Here is a 21,254-nt window from a genome sequence, read left to right as displayed (position 1 = left end):
CAATGTTTCACATGAAACCTAGTTTAAATATCAAGATTAGAAACGGTTAGCGCATTGCTTTCAATAAACTCACGCCGTGGTTCTACCTGATCACCCATCAACGTGGTAAACACTTCATTTGCGATAAAAGCATCTTGAATGCGTACCTGTAGCAAACGTCTAGCATCAGGGTTCATGGTAGTTTCCCACAATTGGTCAGGATTCATCTCGCCTAAGCCTTTATAACGGCTAATCGTTAACCCACGACTGGCCTCTTGCGTGAGCCAAGTGACTACTTCATCAAAACGCTTAACAGCTTGTTTACGCTCGCCCCGTTGTATATAGGCACCTTCACCCAACAATCCCTCTAGCTCTCGATTCATACGCAAGAGCAATTTCATTTCGGGCATTTGGAAGAAGTCTTGATCAAGCTTTACCGGGTGATCTAAACCATGTTGATAGATCTTGACCTCAACCTGCCAGCTCTCATTATCGGTTTTATACAACTCACTGCTATAGGTACGTTCACCTGTACTGTGGCGATTCAGTCCTTCTAGTGCCGTTGCTACCCAAGCGCTTAATTGCTCGGCGTGTAAATCTGTATCAGCAACCAGCAAAGGCTGGAATAGTAAAGCCTCTAATAAATCACGATCATAGCGACGTGCTAAGCGATTGATAACCTGACGCGTAGTATTGTATTGCTGAACTAAAGTCTCTAAAGCCCCATCACTTACGGCTGGAGTATCTGCACTTAGATATAGGTGAGCTTCATCTAGTGCTAAACGAGTCAGATAAATCTCCATTTCAGCCTGATCTTTAACATATTGCTCTTGCTTACCCCGTTTAACTTTGTAGAGGGGAGGTTGAGCAATGTAGATGTGACCGCGCTCAATTAACTCAGGCATTTGACGATAGAAAAAGGTCAAGAGCAAAGTACGAATATGTGAACCATCCACATCCGCATCCGTCATAATGACAACGCGATGATAGCGCAATTTATCTGGCTGATAATCTTCTTTGCCAATGCCACAACCGAGTGCTGTAATTAAAGTCCCCACCTCAGCGGAGCCTAGCATTTTGTCAAAACGAGCTTTTTCTACGTTTAAGATTTTACCCTTTAAAGGCAAAATCGCCTGAGTACGCCGATCTCGGCCTTGCTTAGCTGAACCACCCGCAGAATCACCTTCCACTAGAAATAATTCGGAGAGGGCAGGGTCTTTTTCTTGGCAATCGGCTAGTTTTCCGGGCAAGCCTGCAATATCCAATGCACCCTTGCGCCGAGTCATTTCACGTGCTTTACGAGCTGCTTCGCGGGCTTGAGCCGCCTCAAGAATTTTGCTCACAATGGCTTTAGCTTCTGCCGGATTTTCTAATAGAAAAGCCTGCAAATGCTCTACCATAGCCGATTCGACCGCATTTTTAACTTCGGATGAGACTAATTTCTCCTTGGTCTGTGATGAAAATTTAGGATCAGGCACCTTAACCGACAACACAGCCATTAGTCCTTCCCGTGCATCATCACCGGTGGGCTGGATTTTTTCTTTTTTGGCTCGCCCTTCGCTCTCAATGTATTGATTTAGGGTTCGGGTCAACGCCGCTCTAAAGCCGGATAGATGCGTTCCACCATCCCGTTGAGGAATATTATTGGTAAAGCACAGCACACTTTCCTGATAGGAATCATTCCACTGTAATGCTACCTCAACCCCAATCCCGTCTTTGACGCCCTCAAAATGGATAATCGAGGGGTGTAAAGAGGTTTTTTTACGGTTCAAATGATCAACAAAGGCCTTAATCCCACCTTTGTGCTCAAAAATATCCTCACGCCCCTCATTACGGCGATCAATCAGATGAATTTTTACTCCAGAGTTTAAAAACGATAGTTCACGTAAACGCTTAGCTAAAATGTCATACTGAAACTCGGTTTGAGTAAAAATTATCGGGCTGGGTTTAAAGCGTATGGAGGTGCCCGTACCTGTCGTATTATCAATCACTTTCAGTGATTCTTGTGGTTCACCCAAATGGTAAACTTGGTGGTAAACCTTACCTTCTCGACGAATAGTTAATTCTAACTCTTCAGAGAGTGCATTAACGACCGAAACCCCAACTCCATGTAGGCCGCCCGAAATTTTATAAGAATTATCATCAAACTTACCGCCAGCATGCAGAATGGTCATAATCACTTCTGCCGCTGATACTCCCTCCTCAGGGTGAATATCCACTGGAATGCCCCGTCCATCGTCCGTGACTTTAGCGGAACCATCGCTAAATAACTCAACTTTGATTTCTGAGCAATGCCCGGCTAAAGCCTCATCGATGGAGTTATCCACCACCTCAAACACCATGTGGTGTAAACCTGTACCATCGTCCGTGTCGCCAATATACATCCCTGGGCGCTTACGAACAGCGTCTAAACCTCTTAAAACTTTAATATTGGATGAGTCGTAAGTTTTCTCAGACATAGGATTTCCTAAAGTCAAAATGTGCTTTCTGGCGTAATGACGCCTTGTTGAACAGTAAACAAACTAGCTGGTGTTACAGCCGGATTTATTAGCGTGGGTAATCGGGTTCCTGTGATGACTAATTGTTGTTGGGTGGTGAGTAAGGTTTCATACAAAAGTAATTGATTAGTATCATCTAATTCAGCTGCTAAATCATCAACACCAATCAGTCCACGTTCTGGTGCTTGATCAGCAATGGCGTAACTTTTGGCTAATAAAAAAGCAATACTTAATAATTTTAACTCACCCCTAGAGGCTACACGCTCGGCTAACTGACCCGCTAACTGGATATGTAAGTCAACCCGATGAGCACCGTACAAGCTAAATCCTTGTGCCATTTCCTGCTGTTGTTTGGACTGCAGAAAGTATAGCATTTCTTGTGGCTGGGTAGTATCTAAATACGCAGGAAAGCCCGTTGATAGTTTTAGCTCTATAAGGCCCATAGACGCGATTAAATGTTTATAGTGCTCTACCCCTAGCCCTAACCATTTTAATGCGTCAAAACGCTTCTGGTGAAGGATAGGCACTAGTTTTATAAGCTGCTCTGTCCAGTAACCTAAAGCATAGCGTTGAGCACTGTCTCGTAAGCACGCATTTCGTTGTTGCAACACCCGCTGATATTGTCGCCAAAGTTCATGAAACTCCGCATCACGATAAAACGCAATCCAATCCACCAACGCCCGCCGTATCGCAGGCCCCCCGGTAATCAAACTCAAAGTCTCAGGATGAATAATCGCAAAGGGTAAATGACGGGTCAGCTCTGCCTGTTGCTTCACATCCTGATGATTAATGCGAATATGGGTAGTACGAGGTGTTTTTTGAATCCCTAGTGGATAACCCTGTGGATAAGTTTGTGAATAACTCTCTGAAATTAGTTTTGCGGCTACTAAAACATGGTTTTTACCTTGTTGGATTACTTCTTGTATCCGGGGCGTTCTAAATGAGCGCCCAGTGGATAAAATATGTATAGCCTCTAAGATACTAGATTTTCCCGCAGCATTATTACCACGAATAAAATTAACCCGAGGCGATAAGCCTAAAGTAGCCTGTCGAATCGAGCGACAATTTTCTATCGTAATCTGCTCTAAGTACACAATAATAACCTAGACATTTACATTACAAACGAATGGGCATGACTACATTACGAATATTATCATTATGTGGGTCAGTAATTAAGGCACTACTTTCGGGTGAGTTAAAGTTCATATACATGGAATCACTATCTAAGTGATTTACTGCATCTAATAAATAATTTACATTAAAGCCAATACTAAACTCTTCACCCTGATATAAAACATCAATTTCATCCTGAGCTGACTCTTGCTCTGGATTATTAGATTGAACTCTGAGTTTATTATTATCTAGCTCTAATCTAACACCTCTAAATTTTTCATTTGATAGAATAGCTACCCGTGCTAATACCTCTTTCAACTCTTTGCGATCTATTTCAACTCGAATTTTACCTTGAGGAGGAACTGCTGCTTGATAATCAGGATAACGACCATCCACTAATTTAGTGGTAAAACGTAAATGATCTAATTGTACGCGTAGATGGTTATTGCTTAGTTGTATTTTAATATTAGTTTGATTATCCGAACGTAATAACTTTGTCAGCTCTAAAATACTTTTGCGTGGAACAATAATCTGAATTTTATCACTCACATGAGTCGGCATTTGGTAAGTGTATAAAGATAAACGATGCCCATCGGTTGCAACTGAACGAACATGAGTAGGTATAAGTTCTAATAGCAAACCATTCAAATAATAACGTACATCTTGGTTAGCCATAGCAAAACTAACGCTATCAAATAATTGCTTAAAGATATTTTCTGGAATCATGAACTCATGATTGATTTGAATATCTTCTAAATCAGGAAATTCACTCGCTGGTAAAGCAATTAACTCAAAGCGACTTCGTCCACAACTGATTTTAGCTCGATTATCTTCAATATTAAACTCAATCATACTTTCAGGTGGAAGTGATTTACAAATATCAAATAATTTACGAGCTGGTAAAGTTACTTCACCTAATGTGGCATCAATGATGGGTGTACTGATAGCAACCTCTAGTTCGAGGTTAGTACCACGCCAATGGATAGCTCCATCACGGACTTGAATAAGCACATTTTCCAAGATAGGAGCTGTTTGTTTTTTCTCGATAGCACTCAGTGTAGCTTGTAGAGCTTCGAGTAAAGTTTCGCGTGAATGTGTGAACTTCATTAATAATACTTCTTAAATATATATTAGATAATAATAATAATAGGCAAGCACAAAATCTGTGGATAAGTGGTTTAAACATTTGTTTTACTTATCTTTTTGCCTGTGGATAAGTCTGTGGATAAGCTGTGGATAAGCTGTGGACAAATTGTGGATAAGTAGGGATAACAGAGTTATCCACATGTTATCCACAGGATATCCACAGGATATCCACAGGCTTATCCACAGACTTATCCACAGGCAAATTGCCTAATTTGTAAGCAATTTGACTAAAATTCGATAGTCTTCTTCGATCTGGCTATCACCCTCCTTCAGCTCTGCAACTTTCCGTGTGGCATGTAGTACGGTCGTATGATCTCGTCCTCCAAACTCCTGCCCGATCTCTGGCAAGCTAGAGGTTGTCAGTTCTTTAGCTAGCGCCATAGCAATTTGCCGAGGCCGTGCTATAACACGATTACGTTGCTGTGAATCTAAATCTGCTACACGAATATTATAATATTGTGCAACAACTTTTTTAATATTGGTCACTGAAACTAATTTATCAAAATGAGCAATTTGATCTCTTAGTGCGCTTTCTACAAACTCTAAGGTGAGAGTATGTACACAACGTAGTCTCATACTCGCTATAACCCGCTGTAATGCACCTTCTAAATCACGAATATTGGTTCTAAAGCGTTTAGCAATAAAAAAAGCAGCATCGCTAGGAATAATTAACTGACTATCCTCAGCCTTTTTACGTAGAATAGCGACACGAGTTTCTAAATCGGGTGGTTCCACTGAAACCGTTAATCCCCAACCAAAGCGTGAGCGTAAACGATCATCAATACCTTCAACATCACCGGGGAATCGATCACTGGCAATAATAATTTGCTTTTGATGCTCCAAAAGTGCATTGAAAGTATGGAAAAACTCTTCCATAGAGCGCTCTTTATTAGCAAAGAATTGAATATCATCAATTAATAAGGCATCAGCACTACGATAATATTGCTTAAAGTCTTCAATACGTGAAGTACGTAAACCATTAATCATGTCATTAACAAAACGTTCTGCATAAACATAAATAACGCGTGCATCTGCTTTATATTCTAGAATTTTATTGCCAATGGCATGCATTAAATGGGTTTTCCCTAAACCGACACCACCGTAAATAAATAATGGATTATAGGACTTGCCAGGGTTTTCGGAGACTTGTTGAGCCGCTGCACAAGCTAATTGATTAGACTTACCCTCGACATAATTATAAAAGGTCATTTTGCTATTTAATGAGCTAATAAAGCGATCAGTGTTTAAAGGGGTAACGGTCTGATTAGCGGAGCTGGCAGTAACAATAGCTTCTGTTTTAGTTTGATTAGAGGCTAAATTATCACTATTACTAGCATGGTTAGGTAGAGTATTTGAGGGTAGAGTAACTGCAATATTAGCCTTTTCTGGGGCTTGGGGTATTGCTGTTTGGCGCGAGCCTATTTGTAACATTACATCAAAATTTTGATTACCTGATAATAGGCGTACATGATAAACAATACGGGGTAGGTAATTATCATGAATTTGTTGTAAGACAATAGGATTGGGTGCCAATAGATATAAAGCACCTTCTTGTTCTACGGCATAAAGACTACGTAACCAAGTATTAATTTCTTGATGGGGGAATTCGTGTTCGAGTTGCTGTAAGCAATGTTGCCAAAGCATAATGACAAAGGGCCTGTATGAGTCAATCGGGATGGAGAGGAGGGACATTCCTGTGGATAAGTATAGCCTTTGCGGCAAGTTATCCACAAGTTATCCACAGGCACTAAGATAGGTCTGACCAGAAAACAAAAGTTGACATTACTAAGGTGATCAAGTATTTTTCTTTGCCTTTTTATGGGTATCTGTAGGTGCAGATGCGCCCCATATAACACTCTAAGTTTGGTAGCATTGTCATGAAAAGAACATTTCAACCTAGTAATCTGCGCCGTGCTCGTACCCACGGTTTTCGCGCTCGCATGAAAACTGCGGATGGGCGTAAAGTATTAAGTGCTCGTCGCGCTAAAGGCCGTGCACTATTAATTCCTTAATTTAATAACAGGTTGATCATCGACTGTGATGGATTTTCCGCGCCATTTGCGGCTGACACGTCCGGGCGAATTTCAACACGTTTTTGAGCGCGGTCGACACCGTAGACTCAGTGGGCAGGGCTTAATGGTTCGAGTCCGCGAAAATGATGTTCAATATGCACGGTTAGGTTTAGCGATTTCCAAACGTAACTTACGCCGTGCAGTTGATCGTAATTTGGTAAAACGGCTTGCACGGGAAAGTTTTCGCCATTATCAATCTAAACTCCCTGCGGTTGATATTGTGATACTAAGCCAGCCCTCACTCTTGGGTATGCCCAATTCTGATATATCCCAACAGCTTGATCTCCTTTGGCAACAGGTGCAGCGCCAGTATTCGAATCGACCCCGTCTTAATTAATATCTACTACTCAGTATGAGGATAGTATGGATACTCAACGCCCCCTTCTGTATCTGACCCTAATTTTTTTAGGCTTTATGTTATGGAGTGCTTGGCAAACTCAACACGCCCCTAAACCAGTGCCTGCCCCTAATGGTGTCACCAGTACGGCAACTAATACCACCACCGCTAGTGCAGCAGGTGAGGTTCCTAATACAGCACTTAATACCGCTAATAACACGGTAGCTACTAATAGTCAGGCTCAAGTCATTACGATTAAGACCGATGTGCTTCATCTCAAAATCAGCACCCAAGGTGGTGATATTATTGAAGCGGGTTTACCTACCTATCCCATTAGTCTAGAGCAAAAAGACCAACCCACTCAGATTTTAGACCAGAACGGTCGCAACTATGTGGCTCAATCAGGGTTATTACATACCACAATTGCTGGGCAAAATACCGAAGGTTTAGCACCTAATCATCAAGCCTTGTATAGTGCAGCACAAACCGCTTATACCTTAGCCGATGGGCAAAATGAATTAGTAGTTCCTCTGACTTGGACAGGTGCTAATGGTGTACAAGTCACTAAACGTTATGTTTTAAAACGTGGTGATTTTAATTTACAGGTGCAGCACGAAGTACAAAATAACTCTAACCAACTCTGGTCAGGCTCAGAATACCGCCAAATTAAACATGGTCCAGCCATTGCCGCTGGCTCTATGTTAGGAGGTATACAGGCGTATAATGGTGGGGCTTACTACTATCAGGATAAGTACACTAAAATTGCCTTTGCGAATATGGAAAGCGAACCCATTGATCTAAAAACCACAGGTGGCTGGGTCGCTGTATTACAACACTACTTTGTGAGTGCTTGGATTCCGAATCAAACTGAGCAGACTAGTTACTCTAGTAGGGGTGTAACCCAATTAGGGAATAAAGCTTATATCCTAGGTGCCACAGGCCCCGTCCATCAAGTTGCACCCGGCGCGAAGGATACCTTTTCCTCTCAATTTTATGTCGGCCCTAAGGATCAAGATAACCTAGAAAAGTTAGCTAAAGGTTTAGATCTGACGGTTGACTATGGCGTGTTTGCCTTTGTTTCTAAGCCTATTTTCTGGCTCATGCAGCACATTCATAGCGCTGTTGGTAACTGGGGTTGGACAATTATCCTATTGACCCTGTTTATTAAAATTCTATTCTTTTATCCCTCCGCCGCTAGCTATAAGTCTATGGCTAAGATGAAAGCCTTTGCTCCTCGCATGAAAGAGATCAATGAGCGCCACGCCAATGATCCGCAAGCCAAGCAAAAAGCCATGATGGAGCTGTATCGTAAAGAGAAAATTAATCCCTTAGGTGGTTGTTTACCGATTCTGATTCAGATCCCTGTCTTTATGGGGTTGTATTGGGTATTGGTCGAGAGTGTTGAGTTACGTCAAGCGCCTTGGATTTTCTGGTATAAAGACTTATCTGTGATGGATCCTTTCTTTATTCTGCCATTGCTCATGGGCATTAGTATGTTTGTGCAACAAAAGCTCAATCCACCCCCTACTGATCCTATGCAGCAAAAGATTTTCCAATTTATGCCAATCATCTTTACTGTCTTATTCTTATTCTTCCCAGCGGGCTTAGTCTTGTATTGGGTAGTCAATAACGTATTGTCGATAGCCCAACAGTGGTTTATTAATAATAAGATTATTGGACACGCTTAATTAACGAGATATAGACATGAATCATTCTGACACCATCGTCGCCATTGCAACAGCGCCTGGGCGCGGTGGGGTCGGAATAGTCCGGCTCTCTGGCTCGCGTGTTCCTACTATTGCGAGTGCCATCTTAGGTTCATTGCCTAAACCGCGTTTTGCTACCCATCGCCGCTTTTTAGCAGCGGATCAATCCACACTGGATGATGGGATTGCATTGTATTTTCCCGCTCCTCATTCCTTTACAGGCGAAGATATCCTCGAACTCCAAGGTCATGGAGGAATGGTGGTATTGGATATGCTGCTTAAACGTTGCATCGAGTTAGGTGCACGTTTAGCGCGCCCGGGGGAGTTTTCGGAGCGTGCCTTTTTAAATGATAAACTTGATTTAGCCCAAGCCGAAGCCATTGCAGACCTGATTGATTCTAGTTCAGAGCAAGCAGCTCGTTCTGCCTTACGCTCCCTACAGGGGGAGTTTTCCCAAGCGGTTAATAGGCTATTGCAAGAACTCATTGAGTTACGGGTATATGTGGAGGCTGCACTCGATTTTCCCGAAGAAGAAATTGATTTTCTCGCGGATCAAGCGGTGACGGATCGACTAGAACGGATTAAATCCCAACTGAATACTATTTTTCAAAAAGCACGCCAGGGTAGTCTGCTGCGTGAGGGTATGCATTTGGTCATTGTGGGGCGGCCTAATGCGGGTAAGTCGAGCCTATTAAATGCATTAGCGGGGCAGGAGACGGCGATTGTGACGGATATTGCGGGTACAACTCGTGATGTATTACGTGAGCGCATTAATCTAGAGGGTATGCCACTGCACCTAGTAGATACGGCGGGTTTACGTGAAAGCAATGATCCTGTCGAGCGTATTGGGATTGAGCGGGCGTGGCGCGAGGTGGAAAAGGCTGATTTGGTATTAGTACTGGTGGATGATACACAAGCTAATGACCCTGAAAATGAGGCTATTGTGGCGCGTTTACCCGAACGTTTGCCGCGTTTAACCGTGCATAATAAGGTGGATTTGAGCGGTAAAGTAGCCGGTAAGCAGGACGGGCAACTCTATATCTCGGCTAAACAAGGGCTAGGGATTGATGCCTTAAAAGCCGAACTGAAAGCCCGCATGGGGTTTCAAGGGGAGCAAGAGGATACCTTTATTGCACGGCGGCGTCATTTGCAGGCTTTAGAGGCTACGCAACAAGCAGTAGAACGTGCGGAGTATCAGTTGCGGGTGTTTAATGCAGGTGAGCTGATGGCTGAAGAGTTACGTATCGCGCAAGAAGCCTTAGGGCAGATTACAGGGAAGTTTACTTCGGATGATTTGCTAGGTGTGATTTTTAGTTCGTTTTGTATTGGCAAGTAGTTTAAGTTTAATGCAGCAGATGAGCTGAGTTTAACCTAGCATAGGACAGCGGGACCGGAACAGAACTCCGGCCCAGCGAGGGGTCAGGCTTCTTGTGCCACTGCGTTTTGAATCTGTTCTAGAACACTACCATGTGGTATATCGATGGTAGCATGCGCAAATTCGTGCCCCATAAGAGCTTGGAATCTGTCACTGTTACCGGGCGTGACATTATTAATATTCATGAATACCCGTCCCTCACTATCACCCCAACTAATATTATCAGCACGGCGACCGACCGAAACTTCAAGAGCAGAATTGGCTGACCTATCGATCATAGTTTTGAAAGTAGGGCTTTTATCATATAGATTTTGGATTTCCTTCGTGGTTGCAGCCACTTCCTCGGCAGTACAAGTACCATCTCCACCAATTTTGAGGCTTTTACCCCCTAGATTTAAAGTTTGGATATCTGCGATTGGTTTGGGAATGAGTCCGCTATTACTCACACTGTCGCCCGATCCTGCATCGATTATTTGATAAGCCTCGTTACCGGGTATAGAGGTGCTACTCCCCTGAGTAGTGTTATTGATACTAGCACCTAGAAGAGTAGTGTTGTTATTCAGCGAGTTAGTATTAGTAGTCGCTCCTTGCAACATTTGCATTAGTTGTTGTTGCTGTTGCAATTGAGCCAGTTGCTGTGCTCCGGCGGAGATCATAGGATTGTTTTTCATGCCATGTGATTTTTGATTACCATGTAAGGCGTGATTAAAAGCATTAATATGGGGAGTTGAGGAGGGGGTCATAAGTGGGTTTTTTGCAAATGCTGTAGCCTGACCCATCCGGTGGGACGGGTTAATTCCATTGATATCCATAGTCCAAATTCCTTTTAAGTATTAGCATTTAAGCTGGGTCTTTCTAAACCAGCCCCTGCAATTGTAATCTAGATAAATAGGCATGGGGGGATATCAACGGGTTTTTGGTCAGAGCTAACTAACCACTAGTCTGAAAGCAACACCAATTAATCCACTTTTTGCCCAATTAGTCGGAAATGTAATAGCGGTAGCGATGAGCTAGGATTTTTTAGAGCTGCTGGGTTAGGGGTATGACTTTGCTTAGAATATTGGTTTGAACTAGGCATTCATTTAGATCTATGAGTTTTTATTAATAGGGTGTGTTATTGGTGTTAAGCTATATTTTTTAGCTTTCTGAGTCCTGATAGTATGAGTGAGCCAATCAATCCAATCGATCCCAGTAAACCCCGCGCGTCTAGTTTGTTGGATTATTATCACTGTACGTTTTTTTTGCCGTTGTTGGGCTTTGGTGAGGGATTAGAGCCGCGTGAGGCATTGCGCCAGATTTATCCTTATGACCAACCTTTGACTGCAGAGGATGCACAGGCGTTTTATTATTTAACCCCAACCTTGCGGGATATTATTTTTGATCGAGGGAATATTTCTCTGAGTGAGGATAAGCATCGACTGCATGGAAAAGTCAGTGGTAATCCAGATCAATTGATTCCGGTTCGGGAGTGGCGGCTGGAAAAACAAGTACAACTGGAAAATTGGCGTTTAGTTTTGCATCCCTCGAAGTGGCAAAGCGAGGATATTGCAGCAGCTCCAGAAAAAAAACCACTCTTTCATCAAGAAGCAGTTTTCACCTCAGTTCGCTTGTATCGTTATTTCAATGGGATTTATCTGCTGGCCTTTACGGTAGAGCCACAGGCATTGGTGGCGTTGCGCAAGTCTGACAATGTCAGTCTGTTTGGTGATCCAGATGAAACACTGGTTCCTAATAATTGGGAGAGTGTGGAGTCAAATGATCCGCACCGATCTTTATATACTGAGTTACAGCTTGAAGCTTGGCTGCGCTTTACTCGTCTGGCGCGGCAGTTATATCCGAGTTTTACTGAGCAGGGAGATGAAAACAAGGTTGCACCGCTGGAGTTGATCACACCAGAAAAAAAAACTTCAGCCTTAGAAGATGAAGTTCCACGGCAATTGCCGAAGGTTGCTGAACATATCTCGCCCATTATCGTGCATTTGGTGCAGCAGTTTTTTACCAAGCCAATAGAACAGCCGCTGAAAGAGAGTATCCGCCTATTTGATGATCGTATGTTTGTGAGTGTGGCTTATGGTTTGGCAGGGAAAAAGTATGATGATCTGCATCAGGTGAGAGCCTTATTAGCCACCACCGATCGCTTTGCTGATACTTGGGATGCTATGCAGGGGTATGCCTATTCAAAAGAGGCGGTTGATGAGTATCTGAAGGATTCCGAGTTTGGCTTTTGGACGGATATGGGGGGGTATTATGTTTTTAACGATATGGTGAATGCCTATCTCTATAATGGGTCTTTTTTTCGGGATGTTATTGCTCCGAAGCATATACCCTATATTTATGACCGTATGTTACTGCAAGCTTTATTTTATCAGGCATCCTTGCGCCATTATGATCATCAAATTACTCAAAGAACCACTGCCTTGTTGAGTGAGAAAGATGAGGAAAAGGCGAATAAGCAAATCCAAGAGCAACGGGCTGATTTTATTCGTTTTACTAATCAGTATTGGTTTCGAGAGGTTAGTAATCAGATGCAGGGCAAGATGATTTTTCGACTGCAGTATCAGGGGGTGGGCATTGATGAGTATTATCAGCAGTTACAGGACGAGATTACACGCACCAATGATTATCTACAGGTACTGTATGAAAACAGGGCGGCAGATGAAGCAAATCGTCTAGCTGATGAGGCCAATAAAGCAGGCAAACGAGCCAATAAGCTCGCTGTTGTGGCGCTTTTTTTAGCGGTATTTGCGGCGCTATCAGTCATCAATGATGTGTTTAAGGTCGAGCCATCGATGTGGCAAGGTCTGGCAAGTTGGTTTGGGGATAGTTGTACCTCGGCAGGACTGGAGGCTGATCCTCCTAAATGCTCGATCAGTTTAGGTATTCGGATAGGCCTATTGCTTATACTTGGTTTGTTAGTTGGCGCTGCTTACTTGTGTATTCCAGCAGCAGCCAGTTGGATAAAAAATAAGTTTTTCCATGGCGGCGATTAGCCTATACTTTCCTCATGCCCCTGTAACTTGTTGTGAGATGTCGTTTTGATTGAAAAACAGCAAGTAATTGAAATAAAGGACTTGGTGGGTCTCCTAGGGATAATTCAACCGGCTAACGGAAGTAAAATGGATGATCTTATTTTTCAATGGTTTAGCATTGAAAGTTAATAGGTTACATTAAAAATGCCCCACCAACTCTTTTAAATCAATGAGTTAGGCTTTATCAGAGGATGCTTTTGTATGAAAACCGCACTACTTTTTCCGGTTGAGGGTGAGACCCTCCCAATTGCCTTGCAAGTGATTGATTATAAAAGCAGAAAAATGGGTGCCGTTGCAGGGGCGTGTTGCCGCTAAGGCAGTGAGACGACGAAGTTTCGCCGGGAGTTGTGAACACACCAGTTGCAGGGGCGTGTTGCCGCTAAGGCAGTGAGACCTTTCATATTTTATCTCCTTGAGATCAAGACATAAGTTGCAGGGGCGTGTTGCCGCTAAGGCAGTGAGACGTACAGGGCACGTCGGCCCCGGAACAGCGGGCGCGTTGCAGGGGCGTGTTGCCGCTAAGGCAGTGAGACCTCAAGGGCATTGGTGCCAATTTCTATATCCAGTTGCAGGGGCGTGTTGCCGCTAAGGCAGTGAGACAATAGCGTTCTTCATGTGATGTCTCCATAGGTTAGTTGCAGGGGCGTGTTGCCGCTAAGGCAGTGAGACACAGCCCCTCGATTTTTTAATAGTTAATAAGTAGTTAACTATTGCTGGCTCAACTTCATTCTTTCCGTTATATTCCTGCTTAGCTCTGTGGGTATTTCTCCGTACCCAATCGGTATACCCACAACCCCATTCCCACAATCAAGGGCGAAGCATGTCTGATTTACATCACTTCATTCTGGTGGAGGGCGTCAATCTTTACGCCAATATCTACGATACCGACCAGCTCAGCGTCATTCGTGGCAGCAGTTTTTTATATAAAGATGCTATTGAGACCATCAAAGAGTCATTCAAAGACCACGTAGTATGTATCAGCAGCGGTGCCTCATCCGGCCTGTTTCTGTTAAAAGGGGGCGATGCTGCCCAGACCGTTGCTGCCATTAAAAGTAAACTCACCACACCAGATTCAAACCAACCCTTTCACCTACTCACCTTTATGGTGGTTCATACCAAGGCCAATGATTTATTAGCCGCCAAAGAACAGCTATATACCCAGCTCCGCCTTGGACAATTGCAGTCCCTGACCTTACAGCCAGACCGAGAGACAACGGGAAAAGGTCAGTTCAGCACTATTCCCTGTGGTTTGAGTGGCTCACGCATTGCAGCAAGCTATGAAAAGACTATTCAGAGTGATAATAAAAAAACCTTGTCAGCCTCTATATTTCAACGCTGGAATTACGGGCGCGACAGTAAAAAAAATTATTATGCCCAGCAGGTGAATGATACAGAGCTGCAATCTTGGCTGGATCACTTCGGCTTCGCAGAGGATATTGACACCCTATGCAAGGTGGATGCTCAGAAACTGAATAATAAGATGGCTGTTGTTTATCTCGATGGAAATGGATTCAGTGCGCGTCAGCGAAAATTCCTTGAGAGTGCCGGTGGTGAAGTGCATCAGCAGATCACTAACCAAAAAGCATTTGATGACACTATTCAAGCACAACGTAAACAGTTTTTGACCGAAACATTGCGCTATCTATTGCCGAAACAATGGAACGATATGATCCGCCTTGAAACCCTACTCTGGGGAGGCGATGAAATGTTGCTGGTCATGCCTGCATGGGAAGGCTTTGATTTTCTGCAACGCTTCTTTGCTTTCAACTGGCATTTGGCAAATGGCGAGATAGGTGGGGATACAACACTTACCCACGCCGCCGGAATCGTATTCTGTCAGGCTAATACCCCTATTCGTATCATCCAAAAGTTAGCACGGGAACTAGCAGACGGGGTGAAGGACATTAGTCGCAAGGAGAATGGCTGGGATTATCTAGTGCTCGAATCAGTGGATTATCCAACCAATGAAAGCCTATCCGGTTATTTTAAAGAGCGCTATGGCGAGATACTGGCAAAGTGCCGCAAAGGATTGCTACCCGCGACTCCAGACTGGGAACAGCAGAAAGTAGAACTAGACGATTTTCTGTCTGGAAACGCCATTTCCCGTGGTCAGTTATATCAGATCGTGCAGGCGATCAAACTGTCCTACCATCCTGACAAGGGTGAAGGTGCTGGAGAAAGTAACTCGCATTCATGGGCAGCAGTGATCCGGCTAGAGGAAAAAGCGCTGCTTGCTCACCCACAAGCACAGGCTGAGCATCGTATGTTTGAGGTCAGCGAAGATAAGGCTTTTCTGCAAAGCAGCTTGCCGGACAAGGCCAAAGTCTGGTTCGGAATAGAGGATTTTGACAATCCGCAACAAAGAGCTTGGTGCTGGATACATCTGTTGGAGCTATGGGACTACCTTATACCCCGCCAAAATGAAAAAGCGCAGGAGGGACAGTAATGGATATTCATACCTATCACCTGAAACTGACCTTCAAGGGGCCACTGTTGTCCCAAGCTTCAGGGACATTGGCTCTCGGCATTGATAGTGCCATGCTACGAGACCAAGATGGCAAACCAATACTCGGTGGGAGCTTGATTCGAGGTAATATTCGCGAAACCCTGACACTGTTTGCCCTGCGTCTGCAAGAAGTCGATCCGAACCGGAGTGAAAAAATCTATAAACAGATTAGGCGTTGGTTCGGTCAGGCATCTAGTAATAAAAATGAAACAAGTGGATTCACTCCAGACCCCGGCTCGGTACAGTTTGATCTGTTTTGGCAGCTACAAGGGGACTATGCTCACAATCGGGTACGCACTCGCATCAAGATTGATAGCACAGGCAAGGTAGAGGACGGAGCTTTGCAAGTGATTGAAGATTGTTTCCCGCTGGGGACAGAACCCGTGTTTTGTGGTCGGATTCGAGCGCAATTCAAGGATGCTGATGAGGCCGCCTTATTCGATCGCCTGATAACGATGGCACTGGATTACATCCCCGCGATGGGTAGTTTCAAGGGTATTGGTTTTGGCAAACTGTTAAAGGCCGAGCTAGTACCTGATAAGTCTGCATCTGATACCTCTATCATTACAGACGACCTGAGCGGACAAGAGAACCATGTCGGTTTTTCCTTTGTTCCAGATCGTGCCTTCTGTATGGGTAAACCCCGTACACCGGACAGTAACCGGATTATTTCAGATGACATTATCACTGGCAATGTGATCAAAGCATTATTAGCAAAGGCATTAACCCTAAATATGCCCACTGAAGCCGAACAGCAAGAGCGACTAACGGCGCTGGAATTTGACCGCTGGCAAGTATCCCATTGTTTGCCTATGCAAAAGGAGGATTCAGCCCGTCGGCATAGTGTCATTCCTCTGAGTATTGCCAGAGTGGGTGATATTACTACTGCTGCTGGTAAAACAGGTGTTTATCGTGACCTGAGCCAAGTGGATGCAGAGACCCTACTTGAGCAATCGAATGAAGCGCCAAAGTTTCAGCCAGATTGGAAAAGTGAAGATTATGATGCGCTCAATGCTCAACTAGGCATCAACCCCAAGCAACCCAAGCGCAAGCTATTAGTACGCACCGCTATCAACAGCTCCACTCAAACCGCAGCTCAGGGGCAGCTATTTAGTATGGAATGTGTAGAGCCTGAGGGATTTGTGTGGCGGGGTAATATTGATCTCTCTCTAGTGCCAGAAGATAAACAAGCAGCGGCTCGGCAGGATTTGCATAAGGTAATGCAGGAGGGATTATACGGGATGGGCAAGACCAAAGCGGCTCTGAGCGATCTCAAATTGCATCCACAACCCTTTCCAACTCATCAGAATGAGCAGATCAATACATCACGCTGGCAGGCGGGGGATACTATTACCCTGATGCTACTCACACCGGCTCGATTATTCCGGTTGGGCTGGGAGCGAAATTCAGAGGCTGCCACACAGACCGCAAAAACACTGTACCACTATTATTGGCAACAGGTTTCGGGAGGATCACTGGAGCTGGTAAATTTCTTTGCCCAGCAAGAGCGTAAAGGGGGAGCCTATCACTATTATCATTTTCAACATAAAGGTGCTTCGGACGCAAAATATGCACCAGAGTGGCTGACAGTGGCGGGTAGTGTGTTTGTACTGAAAGTTGTAAATGCCAATACTGCACAAGAGAAACTAGAAAGCTGGCTACGGCAAGGATTACCCATACTGGAGCGAATACCAAATGAAACAGCATTCACTTGGCAACATTCCTCTTATCTGCCAGAGCATGGCTATGGGGAAATTGTCATAAACGGCGACTGGCTGAAATCAGCAGCGGGAGGAGTTGAGCATGAGTGATACAAAATACCGGCGCGTGATTATCAGGGGTGTGCTGACATTGAAAAGTGACCTGCATATCGGGACAGGAGGTGTGTATTTCTATGAGGGGCGCAAAAATCCAGAAACGGGACAGCTTGAGCAGCATGAAGTCAGTGCTATTGCCCTAGATGTGAGTGGTAAGCCCTATATCCCCGGCTCTAGCCTGCGTGGGTTGTTGGCGAGTCTGACTCCTCCTAAATCACCACAGTACCGACGTTGGTTCGGTGATCCACGCGGTCATAAGGAGGATCATGGAGAGATGGGAGCCTTGCGGGTATATGACGCGACCCTAGAAGGTGAGGCAGCAACCCATTTCATGAGTCGCACATCAATTGAGCCGGTAACAGGCACAGCCGCCCAGCACCAACTAGCTACTCATCAACGAGTCAATGCGGGCGCGAAATTTAAGGTTGAGATTGGTTTTGATACTCGACCCGATGAAAGTGCTGAGCTAATCACTGATGCTGATATTCAGGCCTTGCTTACCCTTCTGCAACGGCTGAATGGTGAGCAGATCGGGACAGGTAAAAGTGTTGGGCAAGGGCTGCTGGAGTGGGAGCTTGATTCAGATGGCGTTTCTGCCCTGTCCGATACCAGCCTACAACGTTGGTTGCAGGCATCACTAGAGGGTGATGAGCCGAAAGAAATTAGGGGTTTTTATCAGAACTTATCATTCAGAGACATCGCACTGGGTGGGAGCACGGGCTGGATTACGGAAGACTTCAAACTCATCGCCCGCTCCCCGATCCTCATCAATGATCCACATTTAGTGGAGGATAAGGAAGGTACACCCAAGTTGGTATTTAGTCACTACCCAGACAAGGAAACAGGTAGCTTCACAGCTATTATCCCCGGCTCCACCCTCAAAGGCTGGTTTCTGGCTCGTTGCCGCAAAATCCTGTTGACCCTGAATCAGGGAGCGCGAGAAACAACGGTGGACGGGATGCTGGGTCAGTTGTTCGGCTCCAAAAGCAGTGCCAGTTTGATCCGGTTTATGGATGCCAAAGTCACCTTTTTTCAGGCGGATGAGCATATTCAGACCTTCACTGCTGTGGATCGCTTCACAGGTGGGGTGAAGGATGGAGCGTTGTATACCGTCAAGGCGTTGTCCTTGCCGGAGGATCGTTCTTTTGAGGGAGGCGTGATGTATCACAAGAAAAAGCTTAAGGGCTGGATGCAGCTATTGTTGTTGTTTGCTTGGAGAGATGCTGAAGAGGGTGATCTAGTGCTGGGCTGGGGCAAGGCCAGAGGATATGGATGCCTGCAACTGCTATCAGATCATGGGGGTACGACAGCGTGGATTGAAAGCTGTCGGGGGCAATTGGCAGATTGGGAAAATGAGTTGTTGACTGAGTTAGAGCAGGAGAACGGTAAATGAGCGAGAAATTTTATAATCCGTACCAGTTTATTCCAGTCAAGGCATGTAAAAAAGAGAATCAGATACCCTTCAGCCAGATTGAGGATTTGAAACAAGCCGGTAGTTTTGCAAGGCATGATTTCTGGCGTAAGGATGGATTATCTGGGAAGTTGATTTGCAGTCTTAAGATTGAATCCCCCACTTTTGTTGGTAATCAGGCTGCAACCGAGCAGCGGGCGGGGCATCCGAAGCTGATTGAGGGTTATCAAGCTCTATTCAATGGTAAAAAGTTTTACAGCATTCCCGGCAATAGCTTGCGCGGTATGGTGGGGAATGTGGCTGAGATTCTGAGTCAGTCGGCCTTGCGGGTACTGGAGGACAAACCATTATCAGTACGTAAGGGGATGAGAGAATCTTTATCTGCGCTAGGGCGCTTGATAAAAGCCAAACCTGTTAGTGGTCGTTCAATCTATGCCATGCAACCCTTGACCCTTTCTGTAAAATGGGAAAAAAGCTCAGATAGCTATCAGATGCCTAAAGAATGGCACTCTTATTTTAAGGGTAGGACATTACAGCAAGTACTCCCTGCTTATCTGAATGGCTATAGGGCTTTTGATAGAACGGTCAATGGTAAAAAGGTATCGGAGTGGGGTTATGAGTGCGGTTCTTTTTTAGGCCGACAAAGGCCTTGTGCTTATCCTGTCAAGCCAGAGGGTGGGAGTGTTTTTTTCTATGCCAGATTGGATCCTGAGCTTGCAGAGATTGATGCAACTGAGTCTTTTATAATGCGAAGCAACTTGCATTTTTCAGGAGGTTTTCTGATTGGGCAGAAAATATTGCTATCCGCTGAAGAGAAACCAGATATTCTGAGCAAAGTAGAGTTTGACGAATTGACCTCTCCAGAGGATAAGCAAGTCTATACCAAAGGCATCATCAGAGCATTGGATGTCCTAACCCATGAGCAACAAATGCCAAGGGGTAAAAAGCATGAAATTTTCATTCCTTGGCCAGACGAGAATAGCCCTAATCTAAAGCCTATCCCGCAGTTTGTAGAGGATCGTTATTTGGAGCTGATTGCAGAGTCAAAGAAGCGTGATGAGGCAATGCCAATACTGTTGAAGGGTTACAAGGATGCTGATTTCGACCAGCACAAACTATTCTATTTCGATATTGACGAGAACAAAAAAATTTCTGAAGTCAGTCTCAGTAGTATCTGGCGTAAATCAGTGGGTACAACCTATCAATATTTCGACAATGACTTATTGCCGTGGGGAGTCAAACGCTCAATGCGTGACTGGTTGTCTCCAGCAGAGGCTTTGTGGGGAGTAGTACAGAGTGAAAAGGCTGAGCAGGAGAATAGTCGTAATCTGGCTTCGCGCCTGCGCTTTCATGATGCAGTTCCCATGCATGTCGAAATACCTAGCCAGCAGGTAGAGCGGGAAGTCATTGCTCTGAAAATCCTCAGTAGCCCCAAACCACCATCACCCGCTATGTATTTCCACGATCCAAAAAAAGGTGGATTGATCGAGAAGACTGCTTTGAAAGCAGGAGAACATCAGCCTAATGGTCGCAAAGCCTATTTGCATCAGTATAAGCAGCAGGATTTCAGCCAGACTACTTGGAAAACTGACAAGCCAACTGAAAATGCAGATCAGAAAGTTCAGATCAAACCTTTGAAAGTTGGACAGGAATTTGAGTTTACTATCGAGTTCGAGAACTTGAGCAAAGCTGAGTTAGGTCTGCTGAGAGCAGCGCTAGAGCCAGAAAATGATTTTATTCACAAACTAGGTATGGGTAAGCCGCTGGGGTTGGGTAGTGTTAAGGTTGCCATCAAGGGACTTTGCTTGCTGAAACGGGATAAGCGTTATGCGGTAGACAGCCTAGCAGAACCGCGTTATTCAGAAATATGGTTAGCACAAGATACAGTATTGCTGAGTGCTGTTGATGGGGCTGAATCCAAAGATATAAAGCATTATTCTTGGGAGAATACTTTAGTAGACCAGACTGCAAAAGCAAATCTGCTGGCAGTAGGTATCCCTAGTAGGCTGCAAAAGCATATACCTGTTCATTATCCCAAAGCGATGGATCAGACAGATGAAACAGAGGGCTTTGTCTGGTTTGGGAACAATGCAGACCAAAAGTATGGTAATCCAAAAAATCAGGCACTCAGTCCGGTCAAGAACAGCAAAGTTGAGGCACTGCAAAAAAATCGCCTGAACAAAAATCGTTGACCTATGCACACCTACCTCACCTGCTTCGGTATCCCTGATGACTGTAGACAGCAAGGTGAGATATTGCTTTTCC

Annotated in this window: 14 protein-coding genes and 1 CRISPR repeat array; of the genes, 9 read left to right on the top strand and 5 right to left on the bottom strand. The window is 44.6% G+C overall.

The window, feature by feature from the left end; translation table 11 throughout:
• Positions 1–23 precede the first annotated feature (23 nt).
• The 4 genes from gyrB to dnaA form a co-directional block, all read right to left on the bottom strand.
• Positions 24–2,438, bottom strand: a complete 2,415-nt coding sequence (gene gyrB, locus A3IK_RS0101505; protein ID WP_020558189.1) for a DNA topoisomerase (ATP-hydrolyzing) subunit B — start codon at positions 2,436–2,438, stop codon at positions 24–26.
• A 14-nt stretch (positions 2,439–2,452) separates the two neighbouring features.
• Complete coding sequence (gene recF / locus A3IK_RS0101500) at positions 2,453–3,571, bottom strand: DNA replication/repair protein RecF (RefSeq protein WP_020558188.1); 1,119 nt, start codon at positions 3,569–3,571, stop codon at positions 2,453–2,455.
• Positions 3,572–3,593: 22 nt separating this feature from the next.
• On the bottom strand, positions 3,594–4,697 hold the full coding sequence (gene dnaN / locus A3IK_RS0101495) for a DNA polymerase III subunit beta (RefSeq protein ID WP_020558187.1): 1,104 nt from the start codon (positions 4,695–4,697) through the stop codon (positions 3,594–3,596).
• Positions 4,698–4,943: 246 nt separating this feature from the next.
• Positions 4,944–6,380 (bottom strand): chromosomal replication initiator protein DnaA, encoded by a 1,437-nt coding sequence (dnaA, locus tag A3IK_RS0101490; RefSeq protein ID WP_020558186.1) that lies wholly within the window; start codon positions 6,378–6,380, stop codon positions 4,944–4,946.
• 233 nt (positions 6,381–6,613) lie between these two features.
• Between dnaA and rpmH the strand changes: the two genes are divergently transcribed.
• From rpmH to mnmE, 4 genes are read left to right on the top strand one after another with little or no spacing between them, the layout of a single operon-like run.
• On the top strand, positions 6,614–6,748 hold the full coding sequence (gene rpmH / locus A3IK_RS0101485) for a 50S ribosomal protein L34 (RefSeq protein WP_020558185.1): 135 nt from the start codon (positions 6,614–6,616) through the stop codon (positions 6,746–6,748).
• 28 nt (positions 6,749–6,776) lie between these two features.
• Positions 6,777–7,145 carry a ribonuclease P protein component gene (gene rnpA / locus A3IK_RS0101480; protein ID WP_020558184.1) on the top strand — a complete coding sequence of 123 codons (369 nt, stop codon included), beginning with the start codon at positions 6,777–6,779 and terminating at the stop codon, positions 7,143–7,145.
• Between the two features lie 26 nt (positions 7,146–7,171).
• Positions 7,172–8,833, top strand: coding sequence for a membrane protein insertase YidC (gene yidC, locus A3IK_RS0101475; protein WP_020558183.1), 1,662 nt, complete (start codon positions 7,172–7,174; stop codon positions 8,831–8,833).
• Between the two features lie 16 nt (positions 8,834–8,849).
• On the top strand, positions 8,850–10,187 hold the full coding sequence (mnmE, locus tag A3IK_RS0101470; RefSeq protein ID WP_020558182.1) for a tRNA uridine-5-carboxymethylaminomethyl(34) synthesis GTPase MnmE: 1,338 nt from the start codon (positions 8,850–8,852) through the stop codon (positions 10,185–10,187).
• An 83-nt stretch (positions 10,188–10,270) separates the two neighbouring features.
• On the opposite strand, the gene A3IK_RS0101465 is transcribed toward mnmE, so the two are convergent.
• Positions 10,271–11,038 carry a hypothetical protein gene (locus A3IK_RS0101465; protein WP_020558181.1) on the bottom strand — a complete coding sequence of 256 codons (768 nt, stop codon included), beginning with the start codon at positions 11,036–11,038 and terminating at the stop codon, positions 10,271–10,273.
• Positions 11,039–11,386: 348 nt separating this feature from the next.
• Here A3IK_RS0101465 and A3IK_RS0101460 point away from each other — a divergent pair, with 348 nt between their 5' ends.
• The 5 genes from A3IK_RS0101460 (at position 11,387) to A3IK_RS0101435 (ending at position 21,181) form a co-directional block, all read left to right on the top strand.
• Positions 11,387–13,216 (top strand): hypothetical protein, encoded by a 1,830-nt coding sequence (locus A3IK_RS0101460; RefSeq protein WP_020558180.1) that lies wholly within the window; start codon positions 11,387–11,389, stop codon positions 13,214–13,216.
• Positions 13,217–13,546: 330 nt separating this feature from the next.
• A CRISPR array of direct repeats spans positions 13,547–13,924; the repeat unit is 35 nt; unit sequence GTTGCAGGGGCGTGTTGCCGCTAAGGCAGTGAGAC.
• Between the two features lie 151 nt (positions 13,925–14,075).
• Positions 14,076–15,701 carry a hypothetical protein gene (locus A3IK_RS0101450; protein ID WP_020558179.1) on the top strand — a complete coding sequence of 542 codons (1,626 nt, stop codon included), beginning with the start codon at positions 14,076–14,078 and terminating at the stop codon, positions 15,699–15,701.
• Positions 15,701–17,572: a type III-B CRISPR module-associated Cmr3 family protein gene (locus A3IK_RS0101445; RefSeq protein ID WP_020558178.1), complete on the top strand. Its 1,872-nt coding sequence runs from the start codon at positions 15,701–15,703 to the stop codon at positions 17,570–17,572. Before A3IK_RS0101450 ends, A3IK_RS0101445 begins: the two co-directional genes overlap by 1 nt.
• Positions 17,565–18,971, top strand: a complete 1,407-nt coding sequence (locus tag A3IK_RS0101440) for an RAMP superfamily CRISPR-associated protein (RefSeq protein ID WP_020558177.1) — start codon at positions 17,565–17,567, stop codon at positions 18,969–18,971. The genes A3IK_RS0101445 and A3IK_RS0101440 overlap by 8 nt, the downstream gene beginning before the upstream one ends.
• Positions 18,968–21,181, top strand: coding sequence for a TIGR03986 family type III CRISPR-associated RAMP protein (locus A3IK_RS0101435; protein WP_020558176.1), 2,214 nt, complete (start codon positions 18,968–18,970; stop codon positions 21,179–21,181). Before A3IK_RS0101440 ends, A3IK_RS0101435 begins: the two co-directional genes overlap by 4 nt.
• Positions 21,182–21,254 lie beyond the last annotated feature (73 nt).

This window comes from Thiofilum flexile DSM 14609 (assembly GCF_000380185.1).
GTDB classification, from domain to species: domain Bacteria; phylum Pseudomonadota; class Gammaproteobacteria; order Thiotrichales; family Thiotrichaceae; genus Thiofilum; species Thiofilum flexile.
This window is presented reverse-complemented; position numbering and strand designations above follow the sequence as displayed.

Coding starts and splice junctions, on each gene's coding strand:
- A3IK_RS0101465 (WP_020558181.1), bottom strand. CDS start 11,038: ATGGATATCAATGGAATTAACCCGTCCCACCGGATGGGTCAGGCTACA.
- A3IK_RS0101445 (WP_020558178.1), top strand. CDS start 15,701: ATGGATATTCATACCTATCACCTGAAACTGACCTTCAAGGGGCCACTG.
- rpmH (WP_020558185.1), top strand. CDS start 6,614: ATGAAAAGAACATTTCAACCTAGTAATCTGCGCCGTGCTCGTACCCAC.
- A3IK_RS0101440 (WP_020558177.1), top strand. CDS start 17,565: ATGAGTGATACAAAATACCGGCGCGTGATTATCAGGGGTGTGCTGACA.
- mnmE (WP_020558182.1), top strand. CDS start 8,850: ATGAATCATTCTGACACCATCGTCGCCATTGCAACAGCGCCTGGGCGC.
- rnpA (WP_020558184.1), top strand. CDS start 6,777: ATGGATTTTCCGCGCCATTTGCGGCTGACACGTCCGGGCGAATTTCAA.
- A3IK_RS0101435 (WP_020558176.1), top strand. CDS start 18,968: ATGAGCGAGAAATTTTATAATCCGTACCAGTTTATTCCAGTCAAGGCA.
- yidC (WP_020558183.1), top strand. CDS start 7,172: ATGGATACTCAACGCCCCCTTCTGTATCTGACCCTAATTTTTTTAGGC.
- A3IK_RS0101450 (WP_020558179.1), top strand. CDS start 14,076: ATGTCTGATTTACATCACTTCATTCTGGTGGAGGGCGTCAATCTTTAC.
- dnaN (WP_020558187.1), bottom strand. CDS start 4,697: ATGAAGTTCACACATTCACGCGAAACTTTACTCGAAGCTCTACAAGCT.
- A3IK_RS0101460 (WP_020558180.1), top strand. CDS start 11,387: ATGAGTGAGCCAATCAATCCAATCGATCCCAGTAAACCCCGCGCGTCT.
- gyrB (WP_020558189.1), bottom strand. CDS start 2,438: ATGTCTGAGAAAACTTACGACTCATCCAATATTAAAGTTTTAAGAGGT.
- dnaA (WP_020558186.1), bottom strand. CDS start 6,380: ATGCTTTGGCAACATTGCTTACAGCAACTCGAACACGAATTCCCCCAT.